The sequence below is a fragment of the Psychromonas sp. genome, assembly GCF_047632995.1.
Taxonomy (GTDB): domain Bacteria; phylum Pseudomonadota; class Gammaproteobacteria; order Enterobacterales; family Psychromonadaceae; genus Psychromonas.
This window is the reverse complement of the sequence record NZ_JBLIEK010000054.1, coordinates 1-24653: the sequence shown is the minus strand read 5'-3', so window position 1 is coordinate 24653 and position 24653 is coordinate 1. Positions and strand designations below refer to the sequence as shown.

At 40.6% G+C, this 24653-nt stretch carries 18 protein-coding genes; 14 read left to right on the top strand and 4 right to left on the bottom strand.

Translation table 11 applies throughout. The features are described 5' to 3' along the window. Positions 1-342 precede the first annotated feature (342 nt). From recC to ACJAT7_RS10665, 6 genes are all read left to right on the top strand, one after another. Positions 343-3786: an exodeoxyribonuclease V subunit gamma gene (recC, locus tag ACJAT7_RS10690; protein ID WP_415226788.1), complete on the top strand. Its 3444-nt coding sequence runs from the start codon at positions 343-345 to the stop codon at positions 3784-3786. Continuing rightward, positions 3783-7439 (top strand): exodeoxyribonuclease V subunit beta, encoded by a 3657-nt coding sequence (gene recB / locus ACJAT7_RS10685; protein ID WP_415226787.1) that lies wholly within the window; start codon positions 3783-3785, stop codon positions 7437-7439. Before recC ends, recB begins: the two co-directional genes overlap by 4 nt. Continuing rightward, on the top strand, positions 7433-9511 hold the full coding sequence (gene recD, locus ACJAT7_RS10680) for an exodeoxyribonuclease V subunit alpha (protein ID WP_415226786.1): 2079 nt from the start codon (positions 7433-7435) through the stop codon (positions 9509-9511). Before recB ends, recD begins: the two co-directional genes overlap by 7 nt. A 113-nt stretch (positions 9512-9624) precedes the next feature. Continuing rightward, on the top strand, positions 9625-10848 hold the full coding sequence (locus ACJAT7_RS10675; RefSeq protein WP_415226785.1) for a GGDEF domain-containing protein: 1224 nt from the start codon (positions 9625-9627) through the stop codon (positions 10846-10848). Positions 10849-10940: 92 nt separating this feature from the next. Then, positions 10941-11408 (top strand): Cys-tRNA(Pro) deacylase, encoded by a 468-nt coding sequence (gene ybaK / locus ACJAT7_RS10670; RefSeq protein ID WP_415226784.1) that lies wholly within the window; start codon positions 10941-10943, stop codon positions 11406-11408. A gap of 115 nt (positions 11409-11523) precedes the next feature. Next, positions 11524-12123: a MarC family protein gene (locus tag ACJAT7_RS10665; protein WP_415226783.1), complete on the top strand. Its 600-nt coding sequence runs from the start codon at positions 11524-11526 to the stop codon at positions 12121-12123. A 37-nt stretch (positions 12124-12160) separates the two neighbouring features. Here the strand turns inward: ACJAT7_RS10665 and ACJAT7_RS10660 are convergent, their stop codons facing one another. Beyond that, positions 12161-12517, bottom strand: coding sequence for a VOC family protein (locus ACJAT7_RS10660; RefSeq protein WP_415226782.1), 357 nt, complete (start codon positions 12515-12517; stop codon positions 12161-12163). Positions 12518-12596: 79 nt separating this feature from the next. Beyond that, complete coding sequence (locus tag ACJAT7_RS10655; protein WP_415226781.1) at positions 12597-12992, bottom strand: LytR/AlgR family response regulator transcription factor; 396 nt, start codon at positions 12990-12992, stop codon at positions 12597-12599. Between the two features lie 473 nt (positions 12993-13465). Here ACJAT7_RS10655 and tig point away from each other — a divergent pair, with 473 nt between their 5' ends. The 6 genes from tig to ACJAT7_RS10625 all read left to right on the top strand — a co-directional run bounded on the left by tig (position 13466) and on the right by ACJAT7_RS10625 (position 21744). Beyond that, a complete protein-coding gene (gene tig, locus ACJAT7_RS10650) occupies positions 13466-14773 on the top strand; it encodes a trigger factor (protein ID WP_415226780.1) in 1308 nt (435 codons plus the stop codon). Between the two features lie 115 nt (positions 14774-14888). Then, positions 14889-15512 carry an ATP-dependent Clp endopeptidase proteolytic subunit ClpP gene (gene clpP / locus ACJAT7_RS10645; RefSeq protein WP_415226779.1) on the top strand — a complete coding sequence of 208 codons (624 nt, stop codon included), beginning with the start codon at positions 14889-14891 and terminating at the stop codon, positions 15510-15512. A gap of 14 nt (positions 15513-15526) precedes the next feature. Next, a complete protein-coding gene (clpX, locus tag ACJAT7_RS10640; protein WP_415226778.1) occupies positions 15527-16822 on the top strand; it encodes an ATP-dependent protease ATP-binding subunit ClpX in 1296 nt (431 codons plus the stop codon). Positions 16823-16978: 156 nt separating this feature from the next. Next, positions 16979-19327 carry an endopeptidase La gene (gene lon, locus ACJAT7_RS10635; RefSeq protein ID WP_415226777.1) on the top strand — a complete coding sequence of 783 codons (2349 nt, stop codon included), beginning with the start codon at positions 16979-16981 and terminating at the stop codon, positions 19325-19327. Positions 19328-19490: 163 nt separating this feature from the next. Continuing rightward, entirely contained in the window at positions 19491-19766 is a 276-nt protein-coding gene (locus ACJAT7_RS10630) for an HU family DNA-binding protein (RefSeq protein WP_415226776.1), read from the top strand. 79 nt (positions 19767-19845) lie between these two features. Beyond that, positions 19846-21744 carry a SurA N-terminal domain-containing protein gene (locus tag ACJAT7_RS10625; RefSeq protein WP_415226775.1) on the top strand — a complete coding sequence of 633 codons (1899 nt, stop codon included), beginning with the start codon at positions 19846-19848 and terminating at the stop codon, positions 21742-21744. Positions 21745-21864: 120 nt separating this feature from the next. Here ACJAT7_RS10625 and ACJAT7_RS10620 read toward each other — a convergent pair whose 3' ends face one another. Together ACJAT7_RS10620 and ACJAT7_RS10615 are read right to left on the bottom strand one after the other, a co-directional pair. After that, positions 21865-22251 (bottom strand): MerR family transcriptional regulator, encoded by a 387-nt coding sequence (locus ACJAT7_RS10620; RefSeq protein ID WP_415226774.1) that lies wholly within the window; start codon positions 22249-22251, stop codon positions 21865-21867. Between the two features lie 84 nt (positions 22252-22335). Next, positions 22336-22596, bottom strand: a complete 261-nt coding sequence (locus ACJAT7_RS10615; protein WP_415226773.1) for a hypothetical protein — start codon at positions 22594-22596, stop codon at positions 22336-22338. 565 nt (positions 22597-23161) lie between these two features. On the opposite strand from ACJAT7_RS10615, the gene dinB reads away from it, so the two are divergent. After that, positions 23162-24244 carry a DNA polymerase IV gene (dinB, locus tag ACJAT7_RS10610; protein ID WP_415226772.1) on the top strand — a complete coding sequence of 361 codons (1083 nt, stop codon included), beginning with the start codon at positions 23162-23164 and terminating at the stop codon, positions 24242-24244. Positions 24245-24493: 249 nt separating this feature from the next. After that, positions 24494-24653 (top strand): antitoxin Xre/MbcA/ParS toxin-binding domain-containing protein (locus tag ACJAT7_RS10605; protein WP_415226789.1); only part of this gene is annotated, 160 nt, incomplete at its 3' end.

Genomic DNA, 24653 nt, shown 5'->3' with positions numbered 1-24653 from the left:
AGTCCCTTGAACCTTGTTCAAGGGACTGCAATGCAACGATAAGGGTTCGCATGTGATAGTAGGGCGAATTTTGCGGCAGCCAAGGTTCATGAGCGGATGAGCTCTGCGAATCCTGACCATTGCTAGGCACCTTTTTGCTTTTAAATTTTAATACTTCATCATGGTTAAACAAAGTTGACTTCGTCTTTCGGATCAAGGAGTTCTGCCTTCCTTTCTATTGTGAACTCAACGTGTTGAATGCGAGTCCGGGCTATCCTCTGTTCTTCTTTGGATGGATGTTTTTATGCTTAACCCTTTTATGTATACTATTGAAAAATTACATTAATTAAAAGGCATCTGCTTGTGTTTAAAGTTTACCATTCTAATCAATTAGACTTATTAAAAGATCTGCTTGTTGCTTTGATGGAGCAGTCGCCGCTTGATAACCCGTTTGAGAATGAAACCATTCTAGTGCAGAGTCCGGGGATGGCGCAGTGGTTACAGCTGCAGATTGCACAGGCAACTGGTATTGCCGCCAATATCGACTTTCCCTTGCCTGCCAGTTTTATTTGGCAGCAGTTTAAAGAACTCCTGCCAGATGTCCCTGATGCCAGCCCCTTTAATAAAATATCAATGACCTGGCAAATCATGCGTCTGTTGCCTGAGTGTTTGGATGATCCAGATTTCGCTGCTTTATTACATTATCTAGAAGACGATTTACAGCTACGTAAACGCTTTCAGCTTAGCCAAAAAATAGCCGATATATTTGACCAATATTTAGTTTATCGGCCCGAGTGGATTGAAGCCTGGGAAAGCTGCAGTGAACAACAATTAGCCACATGGACCATTGAAAATAAACAATCAATCCCCTTATGGTTAGGTGATCAGCGCTGGCAAGCCAAGCTTTGGAAAAAGCTTTCTATCAGCATTGAACACAATTTTGCGCAGCAGGGTAAAGCGTATCATCGCGCCGGTCTCTATAAAGATTTTTTAGAAAAACTGGATAGCCAAAAAACAGTAAGCCACCTGCCAAAACGCATTTTTGTGTTTGGTGTTTCTGCATTGCCGCAATCCTATCTGCAGGCTTTATTAGGGCTTGCTAAGCACTGTGATGTACATTTTCTATTAAGTAATCCATGCCGTTTTTACTGGGCAGATATTGTTGATCCCAAACTGCTTGCTAAACGTTTTGCACAAAGTCGTCCTAAATTATCGGTTGAGCAGGGCCATCTAAAAAATCTAGCGGACAGCAGTTGGCAGAAAGATCAAACTCATTTTCAGTGGGCGATGAGTGATGATCAGGATAACGAGGTGGGTAATCCATTATTAGCATCAATGGGAAAAATGGGGCGTGATTTTTTATACCAAGTGTATGCATTAGAGCAGCAGGAGGTCGATGCGTTTGTTGATATCAATCCGGACAATCTATTGTATCATATTCAAGCGGATATTTTAGATCTGCAAGATAGCAGCTCGCCACTTTGTCAGGATCTTTCGAAGCGCACCCTTATTGATAAGGATGATCAGTCACTCAGCGTACATTTAGCGCATAGTGTCATGCGTGAAGTGGAAATTCTGCATGATAATCTACTGGCCATGTTTGCATCTGATAAGGCCTTAACGCCTAAAGATATTATCGTGATGGTGCCTAATATTGATAGTTATGCGCCTTATCTGAAGGCTGTTTTTAGCAGTGTTGAAAAAAACTGTTATATCCCATTTTCTATTTCAGATGTCAGTGCACAACAAGAAAATCCTATTTTAGTGAGTTTTTTACAGCTACTCAATCTCAATCAAAGCCGTTATACACGAGAAGATATTTTTGCTTTACTGGAAGTGCCTGCCATTTTACAACGTTTCCAGCTAAACCAAGATGACTTTGTTTTATTACAAAAGTGGATTAATGAAAGCGGGATCCGCTGGGGATTGGATGAGAAAAGTGCGACGCAGTGGAATCTCCCTGAATTACCGCAAAATAGCTGGATTTTTGGTTTAAAACGTATGCTGCTTGGCTATGCTATGAGCGATCTGATGTTTGCAGATATCGCTCCCTATGATGAAGTGCAAGGGCTGCAAGGGGAGTTGTTAGGCCGTTTTATTGATTTTATCGATGCACTAATAGAGCTGGAAACTGACTTAAAGCAAGAGTATACCGCCCCACAATGGCAGGCTTTTGTGTATCGACTTATTGACACTTTTTACCTTGAGGATGACGATACGAGTCCGGTACTGACTATGATCCGCGATCAACTTGATAACTTGGTTATTCATACCCAGCAAGCTCAGTTTACGCAACCTATATCACTCTTCGTATTAATTGAACATCTTGAAAATCATCTTGCAAATCAGTCCAGCAGCCAGCGTTTTTTAACCGGGCAGGTTAATTTTTGTACCTTGATGCCGATGCGTTCTATCCCCTTTAAAGTGGTCTGTTTATTAGGCATGAATGACGGCCAGTATCCGCGCAACATTGTACCGATGGGCTTTGATTTGATGGTCGGGCATCGTCAGCGAGGGGATCGCTCTCGTCGTGAGGAAGATAGATATCTGTTTTTAGAAGCACTACTCTCTGCGCAGGATAGATTATATATCAGTTATATAGGCCGCAATATTAATGATAACAGTGAAAAAACCGCCTCGGTATTAGTTTCAGAACTGCTTAATTATTGCCAGCAGAGTTTTGTTTTACAAGCGAATCTAGAAGATAGCAGTAGCGCTGCAGAAAAAGCCTTATTAACTTTTATTAACCACAGTTACCCGATGCAAAGTTTTAGCGAGACCTATTATCAAGGCGCGTTTAAAACGTTTAACCAAAATTGGTGGAATGCATTATCGCTTAAGCAGAGCGAAGTGCCAGATGAGCAGAAACTGCCGCTGGATGAACCGTTAATTGAAGTGCAGTTGCAGCATCTGAAACAGTTTTTAAAACATCCCTGTAAAGCCTTTTTTAACCAGCGCCTGGATGTCTATTTTGAGCTTGATGAGAGTGAGCAGGATAACGACGAACCTTTCTCCTTAAATCACTTACAACAGTACCAGCTTAAAAACAGGCAGTTTGAATATGCCCTGGAAGGCAAACCATTAGAGAGCTTATTTACACAAGTGAAGGCAACGGGTGAATTACCGTTAGGGGCGTTTGCACCCCTTATTTTTAGTAAGGATCTGCAAAGCATGTGCGATCTTGCTGATCTAACCGCTGGCTATTTTGTGGGTGAGATTGAGACTATTAATATCGACATCCAATTTGCGGAAAAACGTTTGCTGGGCGAATTAAGCGATCATTGTGAAAATGGTCTGGTGCGTGTTAAAACCGGCGCTATTAAAGGAAAAGATATTTTATCCCTATGGGTAGAGCATCTTTGTTACTGCATCGCCTACGGAAACCATCTTAATTCGAGTTTACTGGGTCAAGCCAATGGTATCTACTTTGAAGAGGTGCCTGCCGATTACGCTTATAATAAATTAACGGAACTGATCGCCTTATATGAAACGGGATTACAGACACCCTTGCCTTTTTTCATTCAGAGCGCTTTTGCCTGGATAACTATGGTCCATCTGCAGCAGCCTGACTGTTATATTTTAGATGATTTGAATTTTGATGCGCGCGCCGAAGGGCAAAAGGCGGCCTTGGAGATATTTACCAATAGCCGAGGTTTCGCAGAAGGAGACGATCCCTATATCAAACGTTGCTTTGATAATTTAGAAGATCATTGGTTGGCGTTTGAAACTTTTGCGCTGCAGGTATTTAAACCCATTTTAGCGAATATCAGTACCATTGAATATGAACCTTGGGAGGAAGCGGAATGAGTGAATCAAAAATAATGGTACAGCCCTCTGTTTTAGGATTAGATCCATTAACCTTCCCGCTATACGGGCAGCGCCTGATTGAAGCGTCTGCGGGTACGGGTAAAACCTATACCATTGCCAGTCTGTTTATCCGTTTGTTATTAGGCCATGGTGATAGCGAGGCGGCTAACAATGCCCATCAAAAACCGTTAACGGTTGAGCAGATCTTAGTGGTGACCTTTACCGAAGCGGCAACGGCCGAACTCAGATCGCGAATTCGCGAGCGTATTATGCAGGTACGCTTAGAGTTTATTCAAGGCAGTAGCAATGATCCTTTCACACAAGCACTTATAGAACAAAGTCAGGATCAGCAGATGGCTATTCGCTTGCTGCGTTTTGCTGAACTGCAGATGGATGAAGCGGCTATTTATACGATTCATGGTTTTTGCCAGCGCATGCTGATGCAGAATGCTTTTGAGTCCGGCAGTTTATTTCAGCAAAGCTTATTAGAGGATGATTCTAAACTGCTATTACAGGCGTGCAACGATTTTTGGCGCAGCCATTTTTATTATTTATCAATACCGTTAACTGAACTTATTTTTAGTTACTGGCAAAGTCCAGAGCAGTTAAAGAACCAGCTGCGCAGCTGGCTCGCGCGTAATGATCTGCAGTTTTTACCCGATATTCATGATTTTGATTTCAAAAAAAAATATGAATCAAGCTTGCAGGCGATTAAAGAATTAAAAGATAGCTGGTTAAAAGATAAAGCGGACTATTTTGATATTATCAGCCACTCAGATGTTTCCAAGCGCAGTTATACGAAGAAAAATTTGCCCGCCTGGTTAACTGAAATTTCACAATGGGCATTCCAGTCCAGCTACTCGTTAACCTTGCCTAAAAGCTTGGAGAAATTTTCCCAGAAAACCCTAGATGAAAAAACAGCAAAAGGGGCGGCGCCTAAACATCCGGTATTTTCGCAAATTGAAGCGTTGCTTGAGCAGGATCTTTCTTTAAAAAACACCTTATTGATAAAGGCGACCGGTTGGGTGCGCGCGCATCTGCAAGCCAGTAAACAGGTACAGATGTTATTAGGTTTTGATGATCTGCTTACCCGCCTAGATGATGCGCTGCAGCACTCTGTTGATAATCACCTTGCGCTGCAAATTAGGGCGGCTTATCCGATAGCATTAATTGATGAATTCCAAGATACCGATCCTGTGCAATATCGAATCTTCCAGACTATCTACCAGCAATCGGATCCGCTGGAATCGGCTCATAAAAGTGCGGGTCTGTTTATGATAGGTGACCCTAAGCAGGCAATTTACAGCTTTCGCGGCGCAGATATTTTTACCTATATGCAAGCAAGACAGAATGTTACTGCCCATTACAGCTTGGATTATAATTATCGCTCCAGTCCTGAAATGATTAATGCAGTGAATGCTTTTTTTGAATATTGCCCAGCACCTTTTATTTATAATGAGGATATTCCCTTTATTGCAGTTAAAGCGCCTGATATTAAACGTAAAAGACTAGTGATGGATAATCGCGATGATGTCACGCAGCGTGCTTTGCAGTTTATTCACTGTGCTGGCGGAGAAAATGCGCAAGGGTTTAAAGAATCGATCACGCGAGCCTGTGTTAATGAGATAAAAAAGATACTGTTATTGGCGCAGCAAGGCAAAGCCTACTTAGAAGATGATGGCGGAAAACAGCGGCCAATTCGTGCTCATGATATTGCTATTTTAGTGCGTACGGGCAAAGAAGCGGCGTTAATGCGCAAAGCGCTGCTTGATGAAAATATTAACAGTGTTTATCTGTCGCTCAAAGAAAGTGTCTATACGACGCCGTTGGCGCAGGATCTGTTGCGTATTTTACAAGCCTGTTTAAACCCGGAAAATGAACGCTTATTACGCAGCGCGGTAGCCTGCAAGCTCTTTGCCCACAGCCCATATCAGGTTCATCAGTTACTATCTGATACACGCTTATGGGAAGATAAAATAGCGCAATTTATTGAATACCGCGCCGTGTGGGCAAAATCTGGTGTGCTCGCTATGCTTCATAAGCTCTTCCATCAACAGGGTATAAGCGCACATCTGCTCAATTCGTCGCAGGGCGAACGTGCACTCACTGATGTTCTGCATCTTGCCGAATTACTGCAAAAAAACAGTGTCGATTATGATGGGGATTTTGCCTTGCTGCGCTGGTTTAGTGAGCAGATAAAGCAAGCCAATAGCGGCCAGGGTGAGCAAAAGCAGCGTCTTGAAAGTGAAAAGGATCTCGTGCAAGTCAGTACCTTGCATAAATCCAAAGGGCTGGAGTACGATATTGTGTTTATGCCCTATACAGGTTTATATCGCAAACCGAGCGAGTGTCTATATCATGATCCCGCTCAGCAGCATCAGCTGATTTACGATCTCAACAATACTGCAACGCATCTGCAGTTAACTGAAAAAGAGCAGTTAGCGGAGGAGTTGCGATTGCTATATGTTGGACTGACCCGCAGCAAATACCGCTGTTATATCGGTGTTGGCAGTTATAAAACGGGGCGCGTAAAAAACAGTCCGCTGGCTAAAAGTGCCCTCGGTTATATCTGCCTGCAGGGGGGTAAAGATCTGCTTGCGGGCGATACCGAACGTTTGAATAATCTGCTCGAAAATATGTCTCAAACCTCGAATAATATATCTATCCGCACGCCGCCTGTTTTCGATGAAACGCCCTATCTGGTTGAGCAAAGTGGGGTAACGTTGGTTGCCCCAGCCGTTTTTTCTGGTGTAATTGAAAGAAATTACTGGATAAGCAGCTATTCATCATTATCGCGTTTTCATAGCGGCACATCAGCGAACGACAATAAAAGTGAAAAAGTGGCCACGTTACCCGAGCAGGCTGCGCTTAAAAATCCTTTTAGCTTCCCAAGAGGGGCCAAGCACGGTAGCTTCTTACACCAGTTATTTGAGTTGATTGATTTTTCACAGGTCAGTAGTGAGGAGTTAACCGCTGTTATTAATGACCAACTGCAACAGCATCTTTATGATGAGCCTGATTTATGGGGGCCTGTTTTAGCAACTTGGATTGAACAGATTTTAGATCATAACTTAAATCATCACTCAGATAATAATTCAGACTCTGAGCAGGGCATTAAATTACGCGCTATAACGGCAGCAAAAAAGAAAGTTGAGATGCAGTTTTTTATCAATATGAAACAGCTGCATGCACGCGAGGTGAATCGCTTGATTGAGCAATATGATCCGCTATCGGCGCGTGCGGGTGAACTGCAGTTTCAGAGTGTGCAGGGGTTCTTAAAAGGTTTTATCGACCTCACTTTTGAATGCAACGGTCAGTATTATATCTTGGATTATAAATCGAATTATCTGGGCGATAACCTGGAAGATTATAATCAATACAATATTGAGCTGGCAATGATTGAACATAGATATGATTTTCAATATCAGCTTTATACCTTGGCTCTGCACCGTCTGCTTAAATCCCGCTTGCCTGAGTACGATTACGAGACCCATATTGGCGGTGTTTACTATCTATTCTTACGGGGGATGCAGGGGGATAATCAGTTTGGCGTCTATTTTAATAAGCCCAGTTTTGCTTTAATAGATGGCCTGGACCGCCTTTTTTCCGGGCAAAAAAATCACACCAAATTGGCGCAGGAGTCATTATGTTAACGCAGCTTAAGCAATGGAAAACATTGGGCTTATTGCGCTCGATAGACTATCACTTTGCAAAATTTATCAGCGAGTTGGGAGGGGATAAATTAACGACCTTAAGCGCGGCTTTCACCAGTGAACATTTAGGGCTCGGGCATATCTGTCTGCCGCTTGATGAGATAGTGCAGCGCCTTAATGAGAAGTGTCTAAGCACGGAGGTTAATTTACAAGTTTTCTGCCAAACCCATGATATTGAATGTTTGTTGAAAAACAGCCAAGAAACGCATTCATTATTAAGCGACTCTTTGTGTATCGGTGACGAGGCGCCATTGAGTCTGCAGTTTAATGCGCTTTATCTGACTCGTTACGCGCAGTTTGAGCAGCTGATTGCCGATAAATTATTAGATCAGCCGCAACTGAGCTTAACTGCTGATATCAAAGCCGAGTTGGATGCCTTGTTTGCTATCAATTATGATTATTTATGGCACGCCTGGAGCGCTGATAAAAACCAGTCTGTTGATAAGTTATGTGAAAAATTATTAGATCTATTGCCGCAGGCTGCAGTTGACTGGGCGCAAATTGAAACTGTTTTCAAGCAGGCAAAACAGAGTCAGGATCTGCACCTGTTGTCTACTTTAATTACAGAAAGTGACCGTTGTGATTGGCAGAAAGTAAGCGCCGCCGTTGCCCTTAGCTCTGCGCGCTGCGTTATCTCAGGTGGCCCGGGTACGGGCAAAACGACGACAGTGACTAAGCTGCTGGCGCTGTTATTAAAAGCGCAGCCCGGTTTGCTGATTAAGATGGTTGCACCGACTGGAAAAGCGGCTGCACGTTTAACTGAATCTATTAATCAGGCTTTAATTGGATTAGATATTGATGATGAGTTAAAAGCAAAAATACCCAGTGAAGCGAGTACCATTCACCGTTTATTGGGCGTTAAAAGTAACAGTAACCATTTCCGCCATGATGCCAGCAATAAACTGCATTTAGACTTGTTACTCGTCGATGAAGCTTCAATGGTAGATCTGTCCTTGATGGCGAAGTTACTGATGGCACTGCCCGCTGATGCGCGTTTGATTTTATTAGGTGATAAAGACCAACTCGCCTCGGTGGAAGCGGGCTCGGTATTGGGGGATATCTGTTCTTTTATTGAGTCTGGCTACAGTCAGGAAAAAGGACAACTGTTGGCTGATTTAACCGGCTTTACCTCGTTAGTGAATAAACAACAAGATACCATTTCAAATATGGCTGACAACTTATGTTTACTGCGCAAAAGTTATCGCTTTGATCAATATTCGGGTATAGGTTATTTAGCAAAAGCGGTTAACTCGGGGCAGGCAACCAGCAAACAGCTTTTAAAACTGTGCAATGATTATAATGATTTGTCCTATTTCACCAATAACGAACTCGCTTTTACAGCGTTAGATAAATTGATATTGGCGGGGTACACACACTATTTGCAAAGCCTGGCACCGATCAGCGCAATAAATCGTGACAGTGCGAAAAATTTATTAAAGCAGTTTAATCAATTCAAACTGCTTTGTGCAACGCGGGAAGGTGAATGGGGGGTTGATGGCCTTAATAGACGTTGTGAGCGTGTCTTAATAAAAGCGGGATTGATAAGTAAACCTGTTGATTTTCAGGGCAATGAACGTGACACTTGGTATATTGGCCGGCCCATTATGATAACCCAAAACAACTACCATTTAGGTTTGTACAATGGTGATATTGGTTTGTGTTTAATGGATGATGAAAATCAGTTACGTATCTATTTTCAAATATCAGACGGTTCAATCGCAGATTTTCAGCCGAGTCGATTACCTGCGCATAACACAGTCTTCGCGATGACGGTACATAAAAGTCAGGGATCGGAGTTTGAACATACGGTCTTACTGTTACCCGAAAACCCGTTGCCAGTGGTAACGCGCGAACTGATTTATACGGGCATTACCCGCGCTAAAAAACAACTCACCCTATTTGTCGATTTGCCTTTAATGGCCAGTGCAATCAAGCATAAAACAGAGCGCGCCAGTCGTTTAATTGAGCGTTTACAGTTGCAGCCAGAAAACAAAAATAACGAGGACAAATAAATTAAGATTAATTATCCGCCATTTGGTACTCGTGTGTTTTGCTTGCTACAATCTAAGGCATAGAAAAGTGATTGATTGCTGTTCTTTTCCTTATTTTTTGTACAGGAGGGGGGATGGATTTAGATATACGCACGCTTTTTATTGCCAATATGCTCACCGCGTTCATTGTCTCGATTATGATGCTGATTATTTGGCGGACCAGAAAATCAAACGCCAGTTTAGTCTGGATCTCTCTTGGATTTGGCTCTGTTATGATGGGCGCGATGTTGATCTCAAACAGTGATTATCTCCCCTCTTTTATTTCGATTATTATGGGCAATAGTCTTTATCTGTTATGGGTGGTTTTTGTCTGGCAAGGTACCCGTAACTTTCAAGGACTGCCTTTCCCTCTAAAAACTGTGCTGTTATCACTGTTACTCTTTACCTGCTTATTTGCCTATTATACCTATATCGATTTTGATACGGACATGTGTATTATTATTACCTCATTGTTTGTTATCACTTATTCAATTTTAACCGTGATTGATCTGTTAAAGCCTATCCATATAAAGTCCCCTGCCATTGAGCATAAATACACAGCGACAATCATAATTTTCTTTGTTCTTGTTACGCTGCTGCAGATTGTGATTGTGCTGATTAGAAAAGTAGACTCTCATTTTATGAATGCAGATTGGCTGCAACAGATATCCGTCTTGAGTTTTATGCTTTACAGCATTGCTTTTGTATTGGGGTTTTTATGGGTATTACAGCGCTATTTAGAAAATAGTCTCGTAGAGCGTGCCGCCGCATTAAAAAAAGCTAATTCATTAACCGATCACTTACGCCAAGAGGCTGAAAATGCAGCATTACATGATCCATTAACCTTAGCGGGTAATCGCCGTAAATTTCAAAACAACGCGAATTTAGAAAGAGATCGCCATTTACGCCATAACCATAGCCTCTGCCTTGCCTTTGTCGATATCGACCATTTTAAGGCGATCAATGATAAATATGGTCATTCTGTAGGCGATAAAGTATTACAATCATTAGTGACTTACTTTACAGACATTATTCGTAATATTGATATGGTTTATCGTTGGGGAGGGGAAGAGTTTATTATTTTGCTGCCGGAAACGAATTTAAATGAAGCGCTGCTTGTTTGTGAGCGTATTAGAGAGCATGTTCATGCAACTATGATGGTTGAGCAGGATAGAATCACCGTCAGTATCGGTGTTAGCCAGTTACGTGAGAAAGAAAGCATAAAAGCACTAGTCAAACGTGCTGATGAACTCTTATATGTTGCCAAACGCAGTGGACGAAATTGTGTTGTTAGTGATTTAAAAAATGGCAATCAGTGATCATAAAAAATGGCTTTATTAGTGGAGTACCGTGCTGCCATAGTCTGACAGCAGGGAAATTCATACACACATATGACAGGATTGAATTATAGATGACACCCGCAATAAAATTGATCCAAAAACAGCAGCTCCCTTTTCAAATTCACCAATACCGACATGATAAAAGCAGCGAATCTTATGGTTTGGAGGCGGCAAGCAAAATAGGGGCGGATCCTAAACAGGTGTTTAAAACATTAGTGGTGAGTTTAGATAATACCCAGTTGGTTGTGGCCATTTTACCCGTTGTTGCAAGACTGAGCATGAAACAGATTGCAAAAGTATTTGGTGCTAAAAAAGCTGCCATGGCAGATCCCCATGAGGTGCTGCGTTCAACCGGTTACGTGTTGGGCGGTGTCAGTCCGTTGGCACAGAAAAAACGGCTCAAAACAGCGCTTGATAAGCATGCGTTAAATTATGCAACTATCTATGTTAGTGCCGGGAAAAGAGGGCTGGATATTGAATTAAAATCGAGTGATTTAATCGCTCTGCTAAATGCCACTTGTGCTGATCTTTGTTGTTGATAAAGATGCGTGTTAGAGGTTATAACTATTTTAGTTTACCGCTCAATATTGATCGGGGAAATGTTTTTTTTATGTTAGCATCGCGGCCAATATATAGACAATATTAGGATGGGTGATGGAATCGTTTTTTACTTTGTACTTAAAACTCTTTTTTATGATGACCCCATTTTTTGTATTATCGCTTTTTTTAACTATGAGTAAGCATCTCACGTGGGTGGAAAAAAAGAGTGTTATTTTCAAGATGGCGATTGCAGTTACAGTGGGCAGTCTTGCTTTCTTACTCTTTGGAAAATATATATTTACCTTGTTTGGGATCACGCTCGATGCATTTAAAATTGGGGCGGGCACCGTGCTATTTTTAAGTGCGTTAGATATGATCCGCTCTGATAGCGAAATACCGACAACAGATTCAAAAAAAGGAACCCGGGATTTTGCCATAGTGCCGCTGGCTATTCCCAGCGCCGTCGGTCCGGGAATGATCGGTATTTTAATGGTTATTGGTGCAGAGACATCAGCGCCCATTAATATTCTTTGGGTCGTTTTGTCGCTACTCGCTGCAGTTATTTCATTAGTGGCCGTTTTGCTTTTATCAAACAAAATACAAGATTTATTGGGCAGGCAAGGTTTAGAAATTTTACCTAAAATTACCGGCTTATTTGTTTCTGCAATCGGAGCACAGATTGTTTTTTCTGGAATACAAGGTTTTCTACTTTAAAGAAAATAGCGCTAACAGGCTGTTAGCGCTCCCTGATTTATTCCTGCTCTGACCAAACTGCGTATTCATTGCCATTGGGATCTGTAAAATGAAAACGGACGCCGCCAGGAAAAGAAAAAATAGGTTTAATTATTTCCCCTCCCGCTTGTTTAATCTTTTCTGCCGTCGCCGTTATATTACTGCTGTAAATAACGGTTAATACGCTGCCATTTTTTGTGCATGCATTTAAAGTTGACAGGTAAAAACCTCCGTTTATTCCAGCGCCTAAAAACACAGAATATTGAGGGCCGTAATCGTTAAACTGCCAGCTAAAAACTGAGCTGAAAAAAGATTTCGTTTTAAGCAGATCTTTGCTTGGGAATTCTAAGTAATTGATTTTTTGATGTGCAGACATAATGGCTCCTAACCTTTGCTGTTAACTATCTTTGCCTATTTTAAACTGAAATTATAATCGTAAATGTGATTGGCGTTTATTAAAGCGATTTAAACAGTTGCAAATACTTACGGCTGACGGTTAATTGATCGGGGTTGTTTTTAAGCGTTAATTCAAGCCTGCCTGTCACTGTTTTTCTACTATGCTTGATCTGTTTAATATTAACAATGCTGCTGCGGTGAACGCGCCAAAATTGCTGATTATCCAGCTCGTATTCTAACTCTGCCAACGTTTTTCGAATTAAAAAGGAGTCATCACAAGTAACCACCTTTACATATTTTTGATCGCTGACAAAATAACAGATCTCATCTATCGCCAGTAAACGATTTATTACCCCTTTTTGCACTGGCAACAATTGTAAGTAGCTTTTTGTGTTTTCAGTGGTTTGTTCCTCACTCAACAAACGGCTTTGCAGCCGTTGTATTGTTTCCTGCAAGCGATTGATATCCAGTGGTTTGACAATATAGTGGCTGATATGACTGTTTTAATGTTATCTATTTTCATTATTTTTCCTGTCTTGATGCAGTGATCTAACTTGCTAGTTATTTTGCTGAAAATAGTGTAGTAGTTGACCGTTTTATAAGGCAATCGGTTTGCGATAAAATGGATTGATAAGGTGCGAAAGGGGAAAAAGTTATCTACTTTATCCTTATGGGAAGGGAAGATATGGAAAACTGTGTGGCAGAAAGCATATTTGCAGGTTTGTAAAACTCGACTAAAGAGCAAACAGGGTCTATAATAGTGCGTCTTAAATTCCATAAACAAATTAAATTTTAAGCACTCATTTAACAAAATGTAGCAGGGGAAATGAAAAATAATCATTTTAGCCCTTGTTATTTTTTTGTTCATCCCTATTTAATAGACAATGAGATCGCTTAAATTATTAACATCAAAGATAAAGGAAATAAAATGCAAGTTTCTGTTGAATCAACACAAGGCCTAGAGCGTAAGCTTACTATTACTGTTGCCGCTGACCTGTTTGAAAAAGAGTATGATGGTCGTATTCTCCATTTGTCTAAAACACAACGTGTTGACGGTTTCCGCCCAGGTAAAGTACCTGTATCAGTTATTGCTAAGCGTTTTGGCTCGTCTGTCGAGCATGAAGTTGCTAGTGAAGTAATGCAGCGCAACTTCTTTGAAGCTATTGTGGCTGAGAAATTAAATCCAGCAGGCGCGCCAACAGTTGCTCCTCAAGCGCGTCAAAGAGGCGAAGATTTTGTTTTCACTGCAACATTTGAAGTTTATCCTGAAGTGACGCTAAAAGCGCTTGAAGAATTGTCTGTTGAACAAGAGTCTGCACAAATAACGGATGCAGACTTAGATAATATGATTGAAACACTTCGTAAACAGCACGCTACATGGACTAGTGTTGAACGTGAAGCTGCGGATGGCGATCAAGCTACACTTGATTTTGCAGGTTCAATTGACGGTGAGTTGTTTGAAGGCGGTAAAGCGGAAGGATTTCAAATCGTTCTAGGCAGCAACAAAATGATTCCTGGTTTTGAAACGGGTATCTTAGGCAAGAAAGCAGGTGAAGAATTTACAATCGAGGTAAACTTCCCTGAAGAATACCATGCGGAAAACCTAAAAGGTAAAGCTGCACAGTTTGCTATCAAATTAAATAAAGTAGAAGAGCAAGTGCTTCCTGAAGTAACAGCTGAATTTGTGAAAAAATTCGGTGTGGAAAGCGGCGACTTAGAAAATTTAAAAGCTGATGTTAAACAAAATATGCTCCGTGAACTTGAGCAAGTGCTTAAAAATAGCGCGAAAGATAAAGTATTAACAGCATTGGTTGAAAATAATGAAATTGAAATACCAAAATCCTTAGTTGATGGTGAAGTTGACGTTTTACGTAAACAAGCAATGGAACGTTACGGTAAACAAATGGATCCAAATAACTTGCCTGAATTACCAGCTGAACTATTTGCGGAACAAGCTGAAAAACGTGTTAAAGTTGGCCTACTATTAGGTGAAGTTATTAAAGTGAACGAATTAAAAGTTGACCAAGATAAAGTAACTGCATTAATCGAGTCTGCAGCTTCTGCCTACGAAGATCCAACTGAAGTTATTGAATACTACAAAAATAACAAAGAGATGATGCAAAACATGGAAAATGTTGCATTAGAAGAGCAGGCTATTGATTTTATTATTGAAAAAGCTAAAGTAACCCAAGTGAAAAAATCATTTGATGAAGTTATGAATAAATCTGTTGCTTAATAAGCTTAAGGCTTATTAAAACAATCGTTTAGATTTCAATGGCTCGTGTGATTTCACTCGAGCCATTTTCATTTTCAGTAGTTAATATACTAAAAATTATTTATTAGGGTAGAACATGTCAAATCCATTTGCTGGAAACACCGATACAATTAGTAACGCGCTTATACCTATGGTTGTGGAACAAACAGCAAAAGGTGAGCGTTCTTATGATATTTATTCTCGTTTATTAAAAGAACGAGTTATTTTCTTGACGGGGCAAGTTGAAGATCAGATGGCCAATGTGATCGCCGCGCAGCTTCTGTTTTTAGAATCAGAAAGCCCAGAAAAAGATATCTTTATTTACATCAACTCACCTGGTGGCTCGATCAGTGCAGGTATGGCTATCTACGATACTATGCAATTTATCAAACCAGATGTAAGCACCGTCTGTATGGGTATGGCAGCCAGCATGGGCGCATTTTTATTGGCAAGTGGGGCCGCTGGAAAACGTCATTGCTTACCCAATGCAAAAGTGATGATCCATCAACCGTTAGGTGGATTTCAAGGGCAAGCCTCTGATTTTGAGATTCATGCCAAAGAGATCATTGCAACTAAACAGCGTATGAATGCATTATTAGCATTCCATACGGGTAAAGATATTGAAATTATTGCTAAAGATACAGACCGTGATAATTTTATGCGTGCTGAAGAAGCGGTCGAATACGGTATCGTAGATTCTGTGTTAGCAAAACGCTCATAATTAAAGGAACCAAAATGTCAGATAAACACAGCGGTAGCGGCGATAGCAATAGTCTACTTTATTGCTCTTTCTGCGGAAAAAGCCAGCATGAGGTGAAAAAACTCATTGCAGGCCCATCGGTTTATATTTGTAATGAATGTGTCGATCTTTGTGATGATATTATCAAAGAAGAGATTGCTGAAATAAGCAGTGCAGCTGAATCAGTCGGGAGTGATAAAAAATTACCCACTCCGCATGAAATCCGTGCCAGTTTAGACGAATATGTAATTGGTCAAGATACGGCTAAAAAAGTATTATCTGTAGCTGTATATAACCATTATAAACGTCTCAAACACGGTGATGTTGCTAATGGTGTCGAACTCAGTAAAAGTAATATTCTATTAATCGGTCCAACAGGTAGCGGTAAGACATTATTGGCTGAAACCATGGCTCGTCTATTAGATGTTCCTTTTACCATGGCCGATGCGACAACATTAACCGAAGCGGGATATGTTGGTGAAGATGTTGAAAACATTATTCAAAAACTGCTCCAGAAATGTGAGTACGATCCTGAGCGAGCGCAACGCGGTATCATCTATATTGATGAGATTGATAAAATCACGCGTAAATCAGAAAACCCATCTATCACACGTGATGTATCGGGTGAAGGTGTGCAACAAGCATTACTTAAACTGATTGAAGGTACTGTTGCTTCGATTCCACCACAAGGGGGACGTAAGCACCCTAACCAAGAGTTTATCCAAGTTGATACCTCTAAAATCTTATTTATTTGTGGTGGTGCATTCTCAGGGTTAGATTCTATTATCGAGAAACGCGTTGAGACGGGTGCCGGTATTGGTTTTGGTGCCACAGTTCGAGGTAAAGATTCAAAAGCGACACTGAGTGAAACATTCCAAAAAGTTGAGCCGCAAGATTTAGCAAAATATGGACTGATTCCTGAATTTATTGGTCGTTTGCCGGTTGTTGCTACATTAACTGAACTTGATGAAAAAGCATTGGTTGAAATATTAACCACACCGAAAAATGCGATTACTAAACAATATGCTGCGCTATTTGCTTTAGAAGATGTAGAGCTTGAATTCCGCGAAGAAGCATTAATTGCGATGGCTAAAAAAGCGATGGTACGCAAAGCGGGAGCACGTGGTTTGCGTTCAATCGTTGAGTCTGTCTTGCTGGAAACAATGTATGACTTACCATCGGTTGATAATGTCTATAAAGTTGTAGTGAATGAAAAGGATATTAACGGGGAGTCACAACCATTAATGCTCTATTCAGATCAACCGACTAAACTAATTTCGTCTGATAAATAAGCAATCAAGCAATTAATTGTTAATAAAGGGAGCCTTGTGCTCCTTTTTTTATTTATGACCTTGAAAAATATCATACAATCCCCAATATTACTGTTCACGCTTTTTTTAAATTTACCTGTTTTGAAAATCTTATAAAAACAGGTAACTGGGGATATTATGAAAACAGAATCAGAGCTGCAATTAACCCTGCCAGTCCTACCTTTACGCGATGTAGTCGTATATCCGCATATGGTAATTCCACTGTTTGTCGGTAGAAAAAAATCTATCAATTGTTTAGAAGCTGCCATGGAGCAGGGCAAAAAAGTATTTTTAGTGGCACAAACTGAAGCCTCGTTAGATGATCCTAAAATGGATGATTTGTATAAGATAGGTACAGTTGCAAATATTCTGCAACTGCTTAAATTACCAGATGGTACGGTGAAAGTGTTAGTTGAAGGTGTGCAACGTGCGCAGCTGATAAATGATATTGATAATGAAGAGTATTTTTTTGCGGAAGTTGAATTGCTGGAAAGTCAGGAAATTGATGACGAGGAAGAGGAAGCTTTATTACGCAGTGTAATGGGACAGTTTGAGTCATATATTAAGCTCAATAAAAAGATCCCGCCTGAGGTATTGGCTTCCGTTAATGGTATTGATGAAGCTGAACGCCTTGCAGATACGATTGCAGCGCATATGCCATTGAATCTAGAAGATAAACAAACCGCTTTAGAATTGACATCGATCACTGAGCGTTTTGAATTTCTGATGGCGATGATGGAAAGTGAAGAAGATATTCTAAAAGTCGAAAAACGGATCCGCAGTCGCGTTAAAAAGCAGATGGAGCGTAGCCAGCGCGATTATTATCTCAACGAGCAGATGAAAGCTATCCAAAAAGAGCTGGGTGAATCTGAAGATGGTCAAAATGATCATGATCTGCTGGCAGAGAAAATTGAAAATGCCGGAATGTCTAAAGAAGCTTATGAAAAAGCTATTTCTGAGCTGAAAAAATTAAAAATGATGTCGCCAATGTCATCTGAAGCCAGTGTGATCAGAACTTATATTGAAAGTTTATTGAATGTTCCATGGAAAAAACGCTCACCTGTTAAGAAGAATATCGCTAAAGCACACGAAATATTAGATGCCGATCATTATGGACTCGATAAAGTAAAAGAGCGCATTTTAGAATACCTTGCAGTGCAGACACGTATTAATAAATTAAAAGGGCCTATTTTATGTTTAGTGGGGCCGCCGGGTGTAGGTAAAACTTCATTAGGTCAATCTATTGCTCGTTCAACAGGACGAAAATATGTGCGTATGGCATTAGGCGGGGTACGTGATGAAGCAGAAATTCGTGGTCATCGCCGTACTTATATTGGTTCATTGCCGGGTAAAATTATTCAGAAAATGAGTAAAGTCGGGGTTAAAAACCCACTGTTTTTACTCGATGAAATCGATAAAATGGCATCAGATCTACGTGGTGATCCCGCTTCTGCACTATTGGAGGTATTAGATCCTGAGCAAAATAATACCTTTAACGATCATTACCTTGAAGTAGATTACGATCTCTCCGATGTGATGTTTGTTGCTACTTCAAATTCAATGAATATCCCGGGGCCATTACTTGACCGTATGGAAGTGATTCGTTTATCGGGTTACACCGAAGATGAAAAATTGAATATTGCCAAGCAGCATTTAACCAATAAGCAAGTAAAACGTAATGGGTTGAATGAGAAAGAAATTAACATTGATGATAGCGCTATTATCGGCATCGTTCGTTATTATACCCGTGAAGCTGGGGTGCGTGGATTGGAGAGAGAGATCTCGAAAATTTGTCGTAAAGTCGTTAAACAAATCTTATTGGATAAAAAACTTAAAAAAGTTGATGTCAACATAGATAACCTAAAGGATTATTTAGGCGTACGTCGTTATGACTTTGGTAAGGCAGATTCTGCTAATCAAGTTGGACAAGTGACGGGGCTCGCATGGACGGAAGTCGGTGGTGAACTATTAACTATTGAAGCGACCTCTGTTCCAGGTAAAGGTAAACTAACCTATACGGGTTCGCTTGGTGATGTTATGAAAGAATCTATTCAGGCGGCGATGACGGTAGTGCGTTCGAAAGCAGAGCAGTGGCGAATTAATGCTGATTTTCATGAGAAACGTGATATTCATGTTCATGTACCTGAAGGTGCAACACCCAAAGATGGTCCCAGTGCCGGGGCGGCGATGTGTACGGTATTAATTTCTACCCTTACAGGGATCCCGGTTCGCGCTGATGTGGCAATGACTGGAGAAATCACCTTACGCGGTGAAGTATTGCCAATTGGCGGTCTAAAAGAAAAATTATTAGCGGCAAGACGCGGTGGTATAAAAACAGTATTAATTCCATTTGAAAATACCCGCGATCTGGAAGATATTCCGAGTAATATCAAAGATCAATTGGAAATTAAACCGGTACGTTGGATTGATGAAGTATTAGAGATAGCGCTACAAGATAGCCTCAAAGGGTTTTCAGTAGAAAAATAGGTGATAAACCGCATAAAACAGGGGCTTGTTGCAGAATTTCTTATAAATTCACTTGCACCAGTTTAAATAGCAACGTAGCCTACGTGCAGTGTATTTCAATGTGTGTTTATTGCCTATATAAATATAAAGGTGAACACCACAATTATAAAAATGGGGATAAAAAATGAACAAAGGTCAATTAATCGATAACATCGCTGAAAGTGCAGATATTTCTAAAGCAGCAGCTGGACGTGCACTAGATGCATTTATTGATACTGTTACTGAAGCATTAGTTGAGGGTGATAATGTTTCACTTATCGGTTTCGGTGCTTTTTCTGTGAAAGAGCGTGCTGCACGTACCGGCCGTAACCCACAAACGGGCGGTGAAATTCAAATCGCAGCTGCCAAAGTACCTGCATTCAAAGCTGGTAAATCATTAAAAGATGCAATCAACGCTTAATATGTTGTTTGAATAATAATGAATTAAGCGCGTCAAATGATGCGCTTTTTTGTTTTCAGTTTCTCAGAGAAGAATATTTATGTTAGATAAAATGCGTGAAGGCTCACAAGGGATTGCAGCGAAAGTTATACTAAGTGTGATTATCTTATCGTTTGCCTTAGCGGGTGTTAGCGGTTACCTAGGCGGCGGAAGTGCCTCTGTTGCCGTGAAAGTTAATGATCAAGAAATTAGCCAAGCAAGTGTTGAGCAAGCTTATAAAAATGAACGAGCGCGTCTGCAAGAGCAATATGGTGAGCAATTTGATGTTCTTGCATCAAACCCAGATTTCACGCAGCAAGTGAGAGCGCAAGCGACACAAACACTTATTTCAGAGTCTTTAATAGCGCAAGCAATCAGCGAAATGGGATTACGTGTTGGTGATCAGCAAGTTAAAAACGAAATTCGTAAAATGATGGAGTTTCAAGTTGAAGGTAAATTTAGTAATGAAAGATACTTATCCTTGTTACGTCGCGCGACTTACACACCGGCTCAATTTAGTAAGAGTGTTAAACAAGATTTAGCTCGTCGCCAGTTGTTGCAAATGTTAGTGGGTAGCGAATTTTCTTTACCTGCAGAAGTTGATTTAGCGTATCAATTGCAAGCACAACAGCGGGTTGCAAAAGTATTAACAGTAAGGGCTGCTGATTTTGAAAATAGCGAAAAAGTAAGTGCAGATGAAATTAAAACTTACTATGACAACAACACCCAGTTATTTCAGTACCCTGAACAGGTGAGTGTTGATTATGTCCTATTGGATAGTTCAGCTTTAGTACTTCCTACGCCAGTTAATGACGCTGATATAGAAACCTATTACGATAATCACCAATCAGATTACCAACGCGCTGAACGTCGCAAAGTGGCGCATATTTTAGTGCAGGGTGATAGTGAAGCTTCGAAAGAGAAAGCAGCAGCTATTTTAGCCGAGCTTAAAAAGGGTGCCGATTTCGGCAAGCTTGCAGAAGCAAAATCCGACGACACTTATTCTGCTAAAAACCAGGGTAAATTAGAGTGGTTTGAGCGTGGCGTGATGGATCCTGACTTTGATAATGCGGCATTCTTGCTAACCAAAGAAGCACCATTATCTGGCGTTGTTAAATCCGAGTTTGGTTATCACATTATTAAATTAGTTGATCTTCAAGCCAGTAAAACATTGCCGCTAGCGGATGTGAAAAAACAAGTTGTAAATGCGTTAGAACAGGAAGACATGAAGGATCTTTATTACCAATTGCAGCAACGTTTAAGTGAAGTGGCTTTTGAGTCACCGGATAACTTAGATGAAGCAGCGACTGTAATCGGCGCTCAAGTACAACACACAGAGCTGTTTTCTGAAGAGCAAGTGCCTGATATATTGGTTGATAAAGCGATTCTAGATACAGTTTTTGACTTGAATTTCCGTGAACAGAGAATGAACTCTGAAGTTATTGAAATTTCAGATGGTAAAGCGATTGTCGTACGTGTTAATGAACACAAAGCGTCATATCCGCAACCGCTATCTGAGGTTTCTGATCTGATTGCAGCACAACTTACCGCTGAAAAATCACGTATAGAAGCGCAAGCCTTTGTAGAAGCAATCACTGCCAAATTAAATGCGCAGGAGTCTGTTTCCGGGCAACTGGCTGAAAAGGATCTCGCTTTTAGCAGCGATTTAACCTTTGGACGCTATAGCCGTGATTATGATTATGAAGTGGTTCAGAAGGTCTTTAAACTCGCGAAACCAAGTGCAAACCAAGTGGTACGTGATTGGGTAACGACAAGCACCGGTGACTATGCGGTGGTTGAACTATCTGCTGTGATTGATGTTGATCCAGCTGTTACTGATAATGCGGCTAAAGAGCAAATCGCGAAGATGTTAACGCGTTCAACTTCTGAAGCGACGTACCAGGCATTAGTTGCACAGCTAATGGATAATGCAGATATTAAATATACCGTCACTAACTAGTTAGTTAAAATGGTTTTTAAGGCGACTTATATAGTCGCCTTTTTTGTACCAATTTAGCGCCTCCCGAGGCTTTTTTAGCAAGTCACTACGCTGTATCAATTTACTTATTCCGAGCTGAGGTTACTTAGCAAAAGCATCAATAATAGGACAGCAGGGTTCGGCATCTCCATGGCATTGCTCGGTTATTGTTTTTAGCCTGTTTAAAAGGATTTGTTGCTGCTCGATACGTGCCTGCAGCTCCTCTATTTTCTGTAATGCAATCGCTTTAACATCACCGCTGCTGCGTGTCTTATTTTCACATAATTGTAATAATGCTCTACTCTCTTTTAAATTAAAACCCGCATCTTTAGTGCTCTTAATAAAATGCAGCTGCTTGATCAATGCTTCTGGGTAATAGCGGTAGTCATTAGCGCCACGTGGCGGGGTGATTAAACCTATCTCTTCATAATGACGAATTGATTTTACTGATAAGCCAGTTTCTTTAGCGGCTTGACTGATAGTTAACATATTGACTTCCTTCTTAAATCAACGCCTTTTAGTAAGTCTGAAACGTTTTAATAACAGTGAATTTGTTAATACTGTAATGCTGGATTACGCCATCGCAGCGTCTGTAATGGCGAGACTTAAGTAGCCTAAAGCGGCAGCGGGAATCGCCACTGTATTAAAAACAAATGCCCAAAACAGGTTTTGTTGTATCTTAACCCAAGTTGCTTTGGAAATATCAATCGCTTGTGCTACTAAACGCGGATCATTACGCATTAAGGTAATAGAGGCGCTTTGTTTCGCCACATTACTGCCTGTACCCATAGCAAGACTGACATCAGCTTGTGCGAGCGCAGGAGCATCATTCACGCCATCGCCTACCATAGCGACCTGTTTATCTTTTTGTAACGTTAATAGATGGGTAAGTTTTGTTCAGGTTTGAGTTCTGCAATGCTTTAATCAATACAACGGGCACAAGAACGGCGCTTATTTTATCAACCAATTGCATAATTGGCGCCTTGCTCATCTGCGCGGTAGCGGGGTGCTGTGCCATCAGTGCATTAACAGTTAGCCATTATCCTTAAGTTAAGGTCAACCTTAACAGCGTAAATATTTGCTATTTAGTAAAAATAGTAGAAAATAAGGCTGTCTATATAAACAGGTGTTGATTTTGACTGAACTTTCTTTAACCAGACAACGAAAAATAATCCATATCGATATGGATTGCTTTTACCTCTTATCAAGAGAAAAATTAATTTATTTTAATGCGTTAATTATTTGGGCTACTAATAACCTTGGTTGTCGAAGTGATTTGTAGTAAATATTCTTTACAGAAAATGAGTGTTTTGTAATGTATAGAATACAGAGCCTTTTTAACCACAAAAAACGCCTAAAATCCTTTACATTTTGACCTTTTGTGACAGTGGAAGATAGTATGATAAAAAGCGATCTACATTGTAGAAAAATTATACATATAGATATGGATGCGTTTTTTGCTTCCGTTGAAATGCGGGATGAGCCACTTTATCGCGATATTCCACTCGCTGTTGGTGGTAGTGAAATGCAACGCGGTGTCATTAGTACTTGTAACTATGAGGCCAGAACGTATGGTGTCCGTTCCGCTATGCCTACAGGGAGGGCCAAAAAATTATGTCCTCATCTTGTTGTCGTTAATGGGAGGATGCAGGTATACAAACAGGTATCTGCGCAATTAAAAAAAATTTTTGAACGTTACACAAATCTAATTGAACCTCTTTCGTTAGATGAAGCTTATTTGGATGTTACAAACTGTGATCTTTTTCATGGGTCGGCAACACTTATTGCTAATGCAATTCGTTCTGATATTTGGAATGAACTACAACTTACCGCTTCCGCTGGTGTTGCCCCAATCAAGTTTTTAGCTAAAGTAGCTTCAGATATGAACAAGCCAAACGGGCAGTATGTCATCCCCCCCAGTGATGTGCAGAAAGTTATCGATGACTTGCCGTTAGGGAAGATTCCTGGAGTAGGTAAGGTTAGTATTGAGAAGTTAAATAAAGTGGGTTTTTACAATTGCAAAGACATTAGAAATAGTGACTACAGAGAACTTTTGTTGAAATTTGGTCGTTTAGGGGCTTCTCTATGGGATAAAAGTCACGGTATAGATAATCGTGAAATAGTTGCTGAAAGAGAGAGGAAATCTGTTGGGGTAGAGCGAACCTTTTCAAATAATATATATACTTATGAAGAATGTTGGAGGGTGGTAGAGCAGAAACTTTATCCCGAACTCGAAAAAAGATTAAAAAAGGTCAGTCCTGAAAATAATATCACCAAGCAGGGAGTGAAAATTAAGTTTTCTGACTTTAGGCAAACCACTATAGAGCATGTACACAACCAGCTTGATCTAGAGTATTTTAAAGAATTGTTAAGGGATATTCTCCTGCGTCAGGATGGAAGAGAAATACGACTGCTTGGATTAAATGTAATGCTTAAGCCTGAAGAGGTGGATATTCAGTTGAAGCTAGACCTAAACATTTAAGTACTGATTTGTTGTGGCTCGCATGGAACAGTAAGATAATTAAATTATAGCCTCTCACCGCGAAAGCAGTGAGTTTTTCGAGTTATTTCAGTAGGTCTTGTATTAGGACGATTGCATGTTCATGTTCTTCTTTTGAGGCTATCTCCTCACTAAGCGGCAATAACCATTGACGTTCTTGTCCTAGACTTATTACATTAGGTATATTCATGATTTTTCTCATTAGATAATCAAACTGAGGCTACTAGCAAAATGAACGAAAAAGACAGGCTACACAATATTCTTCAGGTGACGTTAGAGGCTTTCGATGGTGATAATGAAGCCGCTCAGCAGTGGATGAAGCACCCAGTTAAGGGGCTTGGTGACAGGCGGCCTGCTGATATGGTCGGTACAGATACTGATACCAAGACAG